Here is a 9,919-nt window from a genome sequence, read left to right on the forward strand (position 1 = left end):
AGATGGTCGGTCCGAACCGCGCGCGCGAGCTTGAACCCGGGCTGTCGGACAAGGTGCTGCTCGGGGCGTGGTGCCCGATGGACGGCTACGCGAGCTCGTACATGCTGGGGGACGCCTATCGCGAGGCGCTGCGGCGCGCCGATGCCGGCGTGCACGAGTTCACCACCGTGACGGCGATCGGGCGCGCCGGCGGGACGTACGAGGTGTGCACCGACAGGGGCACGTTCCGCGCGCGGCGCGTGGTGGTCGCTGGCGGCGTCTGGATCGGACGCCTGCTGGAACGCGACTTCGGCGTCACCATCCCCGTGACCTGCCGGGTCAACATGGTCTCGGTCACCGAGCGGCTTCCCCCGATCATGCAGCGGGTATTGGGCATCGCGACCAGCCTGCTGACGCTCAAGCAGTCGCGGAACGGCACCGTGCTGATCGGCGGCGGCTGGCAGGGCAGGGGCGACCCGGATCGCGGCGGCTACGAGATCATCCCCGAGAACCTCGTCGGCAATCTGCGGCTCGCCGGCTTCGCCATTCCTGCGCTCAAGCGCGCCCGGGTCGTGCGCACCTGGCTCGGGGTCGAGGGCAGCGTCGCCGATGTCATGCCGCTGGTGGGCGAGATCCCCGGGGCGCCCGAGGCCTACGTGATCGGCTGCGTGCGCGGCGGCTACACGATCGGCCCCTACATGGGCACGCTGCTTGCCGAGCGCATGCTCGGCCGCGAGCCCGAGATGCCCCTGTTCGATCCCGCGCGCGCCGTCATGGCGGCGCCGGCCGCGTCCGCCGATGCCGTGCCCTGACGCGCCGGAGCAGTCCGCTCGTGGGACGCCCGCGAGCAGGCATCAGGCCACCTTGCGGCGGGCAACCTCGTGCGTCTCGACGCCGAGTTCGCGCAGCAGGGCGGCGAGCCGCATCGTTTCGGCCTCGTCGAGCGGCATCACCGGCTCGCGCGGCACGCCGCCGGGCAGCCCGATGAGCGTATGCCCCGCCTTCAGCGCCGCGGGCCAGGTGCCGGTGGCCATGAGCGCCTCGTAGAGCCGCGTCAACGCCTCCTGGAGCTCGCGCGCGGCAGCGTCAAGCTTTCGATCGGCATAGCCCATCAGACGTGCCGCGCGTCCGACCAGCAGCTCGGGCCCGCTCGAGATGAAGCCCGCCGCGCCGAGCTGAAGCCCGGGCAGGATGAACGGCGCCGGCCCGACCAGCACCGCGAGCCTGTCGCGGAACTGATGGATGACGTGCGAGAGGTAGAAGAAGTCGCGCGTCGCCTCCTTCAGCGCCACGACCGGCACCGCCTCGGTGATCGCGCGCATCGTCTCGAGCGTCAGGCTGATGCCCGTGCGCCGCGGCGAGTTGTAGAGCACGATCGGCAAGGGCACGGCGCGATGGATCGCCTCGAACCGCGCCACCAGTTCCGCCGTCGTCGCCTTCATCACATAGGGCTGCGGCCCGACCATCAGGGCCGTGACCCCGGTGTCTGCGACCGCCTCGGCATAGGCGATCGACTGCCTGGCCGTGGTCGCGCTCGCGCCCATCGCCACCGGCACGCGCCCGCCGGCCGCCGCGACGGCCCGGGACGCGAGCAGCCGGCGCTCCTCGATCGAGAGCGTCCAGCTCTCGCCGTTGTCGCCGGCGACGCAGATGCCGTCCGCGCCCTGGTCGATGTGCCATCGCACCAGGGTCTCGAAGGAGTCGACGAGCAGCCGCCCCTCCGCGTCGAACGGCGTGACCACGGCGGGGATGTTGCCGCGGATCGGAAAACTCTGGGCCATGATCGCCTCCTCACGCGGCCGCGGCGCGGGGCGTGAGGCCCAGCCCGTCGAGGATCGCCGCGACCCGCGTGGTTTCGGCGGCGTCCAGGTCCAGCAGCGGCGAGCGGCAGTGCCCGCCGTGCCGGCCGAGCAGGTTCATCGCCGATTTCATGTTCGCCGGGAAGGTGCCCACCTGACGCATCGCCTTGTCGAGCGCGATGCAACGCTGCTGGACACGCCGTCCCTCCTCGACCCGTCCGGCCCTGGCGAGGGCGTAGAGCGCGATCGCCTCGCGGCCCATCACCTGCGCCTCCAGGCTGGAGACGAAGCCCGGGCAGCCCAGCATCACGGCGGCGAAGCCGCGTTCCGCCGAGTGCCCGGCGAACACGCTGATGCGCTCGCCGCAGGCGTCCAGCGTCGCCTCGAGCTCGTTGAAGTCGTTTGAGCTCTGCTTCAGCGCAACGACCCACTCGATGCGGGCGAGCTCGGCGAGCAGCGCGGGTGACATGTTGATGCTGGTGCGCTTGGGCATGTTGTAGAGGAAGATCGGCGCGCGCAGGCCGGTCGAGACCGCCTCGAGATGCGCCTTGATCTCGCGCGGGCCGATCACCGCGTAGTAGGGCGGCATCAGCAGCACGCCGTCGCAGCCGGCCTCGATCGCCGCCCGCGACAGCGCGATCGTCCGGTCGGTACGGATCGCGGTCGTGCCGCCGATCAACGGCACCTTCGGGCCGATCACCGCGCGCGCCCAGCGGAACAGCTGCATCCGCTCCTCGGGATCGAGCGCCCAGGCCTCGCCGGTGCAGCCGCACACGGCGATGCCGTCTGCGCCCTCGTCGAGCAGCTGGGCGATGTTGGCCTTGAAGCGGACCTCGTCGAGCGCGCCGTCCTGGGTAAATGGTGTGGCTACCGCAACGATATTGCCGTGCCAGTCGACCTTGCCGTCGTTCATGATCTCGTCTCCGGATCGGGGTGCGTCATGCGGCTGCGCGGACCTGGCTGAACAGGCCGAGCGAGTCGAGCACGTGACGGATCGCCTCCTTCTCGCCGTCGGACGCCTCGAGCAGCGGCCGCCGCGGGTATCCGCCGGGCCGGTTCAGCATGTTCATCGCCGCCTTCATCACCGCCGGGCCGCTCGCGATGCCGCCCAGGCCGCGGTCGAGCGCAAGCGTGCGCATCTGCACCCGCCGCGCCGCGTCGAACTGCCCGGACTGGGTCAGTGCGAACAGGGAGATCCCCTCGCGTCCCATCACATGGGGGTCGAGGCTGGAGACGAAGCCAACCGCGCCGGCCAGCACCGAGGCCATGCCCCGCTTGGCCGAGTGGCCGGTGAACACCCGGATGCGCTCGCCGCAGGCCGCGACCGTCTGTTCGAACACCGTGAAGTCGAGCGTGCTCTGCTTGATGCCGCAGACCCACTCGATCTCGGCGAGTTCGGCAGCGAAGTCGGCAACCACGTCCACGCCGGTGGATTTCGGCGAGTTGTAGACCAGGATCGGCAGGCGTGCCTCGTCGGAGATGGTCCTGAAATGGGCAACCACCTCGCGGCGTGACGCGCCGCAATAGTAGGGTGGCATGATCATCACGCCATCGACGCCGGTCTCGCGCGCAGCCTTCGTCAGCTCGACCACATCGCCGGTGGGAATGCTGCCGGTGCCGCCGATCACGGTGATGTCGCGCGGCAGGGCCCGGCGCGCCAGGGCAAACAGGCTGAGCCGCTCCGGCCCCTTGAGCGCCCAGGACTCGCCGTTCGACCCGCTGACCACGACGCCGTGCGCGCCCTCCGACGCCAGGAGCTCGACAGCCTCGACGAACCGCTTCTCGTCGATTGCACCGTCCCTGGTGAACGGTGTCACCACCGCCGGGAAGTTGCCTCTCCAGGCCACCTTGCCGTCATTCATTGTTGAGCTCCATCGTTGCGGGTTTTGGCGTAAGGGAGGAGATCGACGGGTCGCGGCCGCGCCGGTCCCGGCGGTGCGCCTATGCGACAACCGCGGCGACCAGCCCAGCACCAGGCACGCCGAACGTGAGGCCGTTGCCGCTCGAGCCGATCGTTGCCGCGAAGAACAGGCCGGCCGCCACCGCCAGAAGCGCGCGCTCGACCACTGCGAGCGGCCGTGTCGCGTGGCCCTCGACGATCATCGGCAGCGTGGCGAGCAGGCACGCGAGCACGGCACCGTCGAGCAGCACCTCGCTCCAGGCGGCGGACAGCAGATCGGAATAGGCGAACGCAAAGGGCAGGAGATAGAGCGCCTTCGCGAGCTTCACCGCCTCCCACCCGGTGCGCATCGGCGGTGCGTCGGCGATCCGTGCGGCCACCATCGCCGTCATGCAGATCGGCGGCGTGATCGTCGAGTCCTGGCTGAACCAGAAGATGATGAGATGTGCGGCCAGCACGCCGGTACCGAGCTCGACCAGAGCAGGGGCACCGAGCGCCGCGATGAGCACATAGGAGGCCGTCACGGGCAGGCCCATGCCGAGGACATAGGACATGATGGCGATCAGGAGGATCCCGAGCGCAAGCGAGCCACCCGACAGGCTCAGGATGATCGATGAGACCTTCACGATCAGCCCGGTCATGGTGATCACGCCGTAGATCACGGCGGCACTGGCCGAGAGCGCGGTGATCGTGATCACCGTCATCGTACTCGCCTCGAACGCCAGCAGAAGCATGGCCGGCGTCATGCGCGTTGCGGCGCGCAGAACGCCGACGGCGACGATCGCGATCACGCAGAGCGCGCTGGCGTAGAACGGCGTGTAGCCGATCACCAGCATGTAGATGAGCACGACAATCGGGATGAAGATGTGTCCGCCTGCGGCGATCACCGGCCAGAGCCGTGGCAGGGCGGACGTCGGCAGTCCCTGGAGGTCGCGCTTGCGTGCCTTGATGTCGACATACGCGTAGAGCCCCAGATAATAGAGCAGTGCCGGCACGACCGAGTAGAGCAGGATCGTCGTCAGCCCGACGCCGGTGAAGGCGACCATCAGGAAGATGCCCGCGCCCATCAGGGGCGGGGTCAGCGCGCCGCCGAGCGAGGCGGTGCTTTCGATCGCGCCCGCCTCGACTGACGTGAAACCGGTCCGCTTCATGAGCGGAATGGTCATCGGGCCGGTCGTCGCCACGTTGCTCACCGTCGAGCCGGACAGCATGCCCATCAGCGCGCTCGCGATGACGGCGACCTTGGCCGGGCCGCCGCGCCGCGCGCCGGCCAGTGCCATCGCAAGGTCCGTGAACACGGTATCGCCGCGCGAGACCCGCAGGAACACGCCGACCATGAGGAAGGTGAACAGGAATGTCGCCGTTATCCCCATGATGAAGTTGAACATGCCGTCGGACAGGACGTAGAGATGTTCGATCAGGCGCATGTAGTCGGTGCCGCGGTGCTCCAGCACACCGGGCCAGATCGGTCCTGTCAGCGCGTAGGCGATGAACACCAGGTTGATGACGACGATCGTCATGCCGACGGTGCGGCGGGTGGTCTCGAAGATCACGACCAGGGCGAGCGTGCCCATCGCGAGGTCGAGCGGGTCGAGCGGCTCGAAATACGCCATGCGGTCCTGGAAGCGCAGCACGCTGTAGTAGGCCCAGAGGAAAGGCGCCGCTGAGCCCAGCGCCAGCAGCCATTCCGCCCAGCCGGGATTCCGTTCCCGTCCGCGTCGGCCGGGCGGGTAGACGAGCAGGATGATGGGCAGCGCGATCGCAAGATGCAGTGCAGCGGTCTGCGTCGGTCCCATCGGGATGAGGAACGGCAGAACCAGCGTCCAGATACTCAGGCCGATCGCGGCAAGGGTGACGACATGACCGCCAGTTCCGGCGATCCGTCGCTGGTCTGTGGGGATCACCGTCCGACGCAGTTCCCCCAGCCGGACGTCGCCGAGGCCGGTCAGGTCGCCGATGTGGCGCATGGCGGATCCGCGCCCCGTTGTCAGAGCGATGCCGCCACGGCCGGCCCGCACGTCCCGCCGGCCATGGCGGGGGAACGTGACCGTCTCAGTTGATCCAGCCGCGTTCGCGGTAGTAGCGCGCCGCACCCGGATGGATCTCGATGCCCAGTCCCTTCACCATCTCCTGGGGCTTCCACGCGTTGAACGCCGACGCGGCGCTCGCAAGACGGACCTGGTTCTCGGCGATCGACTTGACGATGTTGTAGGCCATCGTGTCGTCGAGCTCGGTCGTGGTGAAGTAGATGTAGGGCATGCCGAGCGTCACGACCTCGGCCGGCTGGTTCGGATAGGTGCCGGGAGGCATGCGGACTTCGAGCATTCCCCAGCGCTCGGCGATCCGCGACGCGATCGCGTGCTCGATCGACAGGATGCGGGAGTCCGGGCGCGCCGACATCAGCGAGATGATGTCGGCCGCCGGCGGATTGATGAAGAAGTTCACGACCTCGAACTGCCGGTTCCTCCAACCGTCCGCCCGGCCCGCGGTATTCAGCAACTCGACGCGCCCGCCCGCACTGCGCACCGCGGCGATGCTCGAACCGTAGCCGGTCAGCACCTCCTGGATCATGAACAGCTCGGTCGAGCCGGTCGGTCCGGTCGCCATCACCAGTGGCCTGCCGGCCCGGACGGCGGCCGCGAAATCCATGTCGTGCGCGACCACGATGTGGAGCGCATTCGACACCATCGAGGCGAGCGCGCGGAGCTTCGGGAAGGCCTGCCGGTACATCTCGTTGTCGCCCTGCTGCGCGAGCCGGAGGAACGGCGCGTAGGACACGCCGATCTGGGCGTTGCCGCTGCCCACGCTCAGCACATTGGCCACGCCGCCCGCCGATGGTGTGACCGAGACCGGCTGGCCCTGGTAGAGCGCATTCACCGCTTCCGCAACGACCGCGGCCACCGGGAACCAGGTGCCGGTCGGACTCCCGGTCGTGAAGTTGATCGGCGGATGCCGCGGCAGGCTCTGGGCATGCGCCTGGACGGCGACGCATCCGGCGGTGGCGATGGTCGCAACCATCATTCCAAAGGATCTGCGCTTCATCGGTCTCCCTTTCGTTTGCCTTCGTGGTATCGGTTCAGCCTTGGTCTTCTGCAGGCGCCGTCTCCGGTCCGGCTGCCTGACGGTCGACGCGGTTGCCGAGGCCGGTTTGGGCATCCATCCGTCGTCGGCCGGTCGCGTTGCAGGAGTGACCCCTTGCGCGGCCTCGACGCTCCCCTGACGGCCCATGCGTTGCTTGGCAGGAATGGGCGGGACGGAGAACGGAGGTCCGGAACGCAGTCGCGGTGGGACGGTCGCATCCAACGGCGCGCCGAGCCGTGATCATGGCCGCATGCATCCGCTGGTCGTCTCCCGTCTGCGCGGCACGCGCCGCCTGCCCGGCGACGAACGCAGGCGGGGAGGGGCTCAACGCACGCATGTCCGTCCCTGAGGACGCATGCCATCGCGTGCGCAGTGGTGGACCTAGGCGAACGAGCGATCACCACGGGCAGGTCACCAAAGGATTTTCTGTCGACCGTATACGCGAGCATCCGGGACGCTCACGCCGCGTGTCAAGGGGATGCTTGGGAGCCAGCTGACCCGGGTGACCACGGACCACGCGACTGATGCGCCGCAGCATCGATCAGCGGCAAAGGCCGCTGAGCGCGCAGAGGCTGGGCGCGCGGCTCTTGTCCACCCGTGACGCCCTGACCGGCGCGTCGACTGCTCATGTCGGGGCGCTCCGGACGTCGACCCGACGGGCTCAGCGCGGCACACGGGCGCTCGGCCATCCGACCTGCGTCCCGCGAGCCGGGCAACGGGCGCCCCGCCGCAGGCGATGACCTCTGGTGCAGGTCGGGAGCCCGCGGCCTGTCCGGCCGGCCCACGGAGGCCGTGCATCGGTTGAGGGACCGGCGGGTCCGGGCCTGCGCGGCTGAGCACCTCCCGAATGCCGCCGGGGACCGGCCGACGACGATCCCCCAGCGCCACGGCGTCCCGGGTCGGGGCGCCATCAGATGCCGCATGAAGGTGCGGCGACAGCGTCAGGGTGGCGCTGCCGCATGTCGGTGGTGGGTCATGCCGTCCGGTCGGCACCCATCGACGGTCCGGAAGAGCGCCAGCCCCGGCCGCCCAGGCATTGGCTGGAGGACCTCGCGGACCGGGTCGGCGTCGGGCGCCTGCCCCCACGCCTGCGCCAGTGCGCGCCCGTCCATTCCCTCCGCGGGCATGCCGAGCAGGGCGAGGATGCTAGGCGCGACATCGGTCAAGTCCGCGGCACTCCGCATCACGGCACCGGGCAGGATCGGTCCGCCCGCCATCGCCAGCACGGTCGCGAGCTCGCGCTGATGCAGGCCGCCATGCATGCCGCCGCCGACTGGCACGTCCCCGGTATCGATCAGCCCGCGGCCAGGCACGCCGCGCACATCGGGCGCGCTCGAGCCGGCGAAGGTGACGGCGAGATCGGGCGACCGGGCATGGCGCGCGCCCAGCGCGGCCAGTGGGATCGTTCCGGGAACGCTGTCCTCACGCGCCAGAACGAGCCCGCTCCAGGGCTGGGCATTCAGCCACGCGGCAAGACGCGGCGCGTGGGCGCTGTCGCGCAGCCAGAGACCGGGCGCCCCGCCGCCGCCGAGCGCGATCTCGGTGCCGGTGCCGAAGTCGCGCCCGGCCGCAAAGCCGCCGTCCCGCAGCAGCGCCCGCAGATCGACGTGTGCCTCGCCGGTGACATGGCCGTGGTCGGACAGCGCGATCACGACGATCCCGTCTCGATCCGGCTGGGTCTCGCGCCAGCGCAGCACATCCGCAAAGGCGGCATCGACCGCACGCATCGCCGCCTCGGCCTCGGCGCTGCCGACGCCACGATAGTGGTAGGTGACATCCGGCTCGCTCGACCAGAACGCCGCGACCTCCGCCGGCCGCTCGGCCAGCACGTGCTCGACGAACAGCCGGGCGGCGTGACGCACGCGCGGCGTGTTCGGGGTCGTGGCGGGCGGTGCTGCGCCGAAGCGGGCCTCGAGCCCGCGCGCGGGCCCGACCGCCTCCTCCGGATGCCAGCGGAACGCGTCGAGCGCGCAGGCCTCGGGGAAGAACGCCCGCCCGGCGCCGACCGTGCCGGTCCAGACCACGTCGAGCGCCTTGCCGGCAGCGGCAAGACGCGCGCCGAGCGAGGGCACCGCGAGCAGTCGGCCATGGGCCGCGACCAGCGCTTCGATATCGGCCGCGTTCTTGGTGTTCAGCACACGCCCAGGCGCGGCCGCGGCGTCGTAGAGACTGTTCGCCACCAGACCATGCGTGCCCGGGCGACAACCAGTCGTGAGAGAGGGGATCGCCACCCGCGTCTCGGAGGGGAACACGCTGCGCGCGTTCGCGAACACGGTTCCCCCCGCCATGAACCGCGCGAGATGCGGCATGGTGGTCTCGGTCACGCGATCAGGGCGCAGCCCGTCGAAACCGAACAGCACGACTCGGGAGGTCAGCGGCATCGCGTGAGTCTAGCGCAAGGTCGGATCGAGGCGGTCGCGCAGCCAGTCGCCGACCAGGCTGATCGACAGCGTGGTCAGCACGATCGCCACCGCGGGGGAGAGCATGATCCAGGGCGCGCGCGTGATGTACTCACGCCCGTAGCCGACCATGTTGCCGAGGCTGGTCATCGGCGGCTGGACACCGAGGCCGAGGAACGAAAGTCCGCTCTCGAGCAGGATGATCTCGGGAAAGGTGAGCGTCATCGTCACGATCAGGGTCGAGGCGATATTGGGCAGCACGTGCAGCCCGTAGATGCGCGCCGAGCTCGCGCCCAGCTGGCGCACCGCGTTGGCGTACCCCTGCTCGTTCGCCGCGATCGTCAGGCCCCGCGTGATGCGCGCGTAGCGTTCCCAGCCATGGAACCCCATCAGCGCGATGAACAGCGGCAGCGCGTTGCCGAAGAACGCAAGCACGCTCAGCGCGATGATCAGGAATGGCATGGAGGCCTGGAAGTCCACGAGCGCGAGCACGACCTGCTCGATGCGGCCGCGGAAATGGGCGGCCAGCAGGCCGAGCGAAGTCCCGAGCACCGCGCTGATGATGGTCGCGCCGAAGGCGATCAGTGCGCTCATCCGGATCGAGACGATCAGGCGCGAGAGCACGTCGCGGCCGAGTTCGTCGCTGCCCAGGATGTGGCGCCAGTCTCCGCCCATGAACAGAGGCGGCGACAGCCGTGCCCGCAGGTCAAGCGCGGTGAACGAGTACGGAGCGAGGCTGTCGGCGAACAGCGCGACCACCA

At 69.8% G+C, this 9,919-nt stretch carries 8 protein-coding genes; 1 reads left to right on the top strand and 7 read right to left on the bottom strand.

The window, feature by feature from the left end; translation table 11 throughout:
• A partial coding sequence (locus ACTIFU_RS19875) for an NAD(P)/FAD-dependent oxidoreductase (protein WP_439580057.1) occupies positions 1-791 on the top strand: 791 nt, incomplete at its 5' end.
• A gap of 42 nt (positions 792-833) precedes the next feature.
• Here ACTIFU_RS19875 and ACTIFU_RS19880 read toward each other — a convergent pair.
• From ACTIFU_RS19880 to ACTIFU_RS19910, 7 genes are all read right to left on the bottom strand, one after another.
• On the bottom strand, positions 834-1,760 hold the full coding sequence (locus ACTIFU_RS19880) for a dihydrodipicolinate synthase family protein (protein WP_439580058.1): 927 nt from the start codon (positions 1,758-1,760) through the stop codon (positions 834-836).
• A gap of 10 nt (positions 1,761-1,770) precedes the next feature.
• Complete coding sequence (locus tag ACTIFU_RS19885) at positions 1,771-2,691, bottom strand: dihydrodipicolinate synthase family protein (protein ID WP_439580059.1); 921 nt, start codon at positions 2,689-2,691, stop codon at positions 1,771-1,773.
• Between the two features lie 25 nt (positions 2,692-2,716).
• On the bottom strand, positions 2,717-3,640 hold the full coding sequence (locus ACTIFU_RS19890) for a dihydrodipicolinate synthase family protein (RefSeq protein ID WP_439580060.1): 924 nt from the start codon (positions 3,638-3,640) through the stop codon (positions 2,717-2,719).
• Positions 3,641-3,719: 79 nt separating this feature from the next.
• Complete coding sequence (locus tag ACTIFU_RS19895) at positions 3,720-5,645, bottom strand: TRAP transporter permease (protein WP_439580061.1); 1,926 nt, start codon at positions 5,643-5,645, stop codon at positions 3,720-3,722.
• Positions 5,646-5,730: 85 nt separating this feature from the next.
• Positions 5,731-6,720: a TAXI family TRAP transporter solute-binding subunit gene (locus tag ACTIFU_RS19900; RefSeq protein WP_439580062.1), complete on the bottom strand. Its 990-nt coding sequence runs from the start codon at positions 6,718-6,720 to the stop codon at positions 5,731-5,733.
• 980 nt (positions 6,721-7,700) lie between these two features.
• The gene (locus ACTIFU_RS19905) at positions 7,701-9,140 is read right to left on the bottom strand and encodes an alkaline phosphatase family protein (protein WP_439580063.1); all 1,440 of its coding nucleotides are present in this window, start codon (positions 9,138-9,140) and stop codon (positions 7,701-7,703) included.
• Between the two features lie 9 nt (positions 9,141-9,149).
• On the bottom strand, positions 9,150-9,919 hold a 770-nt coding region (locus ACTIFU_RS19910; protein ID WP_439580064.1), incomplete at its 5' end, for an ABC transporter permease.

The organism is Elioraea sp. (assembly GCF_051860475.1).
Taxonomy (GTDB): Bacteria; Pseudomonadota; Alphaproteobacteria; order Acetobacterales; family Acetobacteraceae; genus Elioraea.

Excerpts from the sequence above, each read along its gene's own strand:
- ACTIFU_RS19880 (WP_439580058.1), bottom strand. The coding sequence starts at position 1,760 with ATGGCCCAGAGTTTTCCGATCCGCGGCAACATCCCCGCCGTGGTCACG.
- ACTIFU_RS19905 (WP_439580063.1), bottom strand. The coding sequence starts at position 9,140 with ATGCCGCTGACCTCCCGAGTCGTGCTGTTCGGTTTCGACGGGCTGCGC.
- ACTIFU_RS19885 (WP_439580059.1), bottom strand. The coding sequence starts at position 2,691 with ATGAACGACGGCAAGGTCGACTGGCACGGCAATATCGTTGCGGTAGCC.
- ACTIFU_RS19890 (WP_439580060.1), bottom strand. The coding sequence starts at position 3,640 with ATGAATGACGGCAAGGTGGCCTGGAGAGGCAACTTCCCGGCGGTGGTG.
- ACTIFU_RS19900 (WP_439580062.1), bottom strand. The coding sequence starts at position 6,720 with ATGAAGCGCAGATCCTTTGGAATGATGGTTGCGACCATCGCCACCGCC.
- ACTIFU_RS19895 (WP_439580061.1), bottom strand. The coding sequence starts at position 5,645 with ATGCGCCACATCGGCGACCTGACCGGCCTCGGCGACGTCCGGCTGGGG.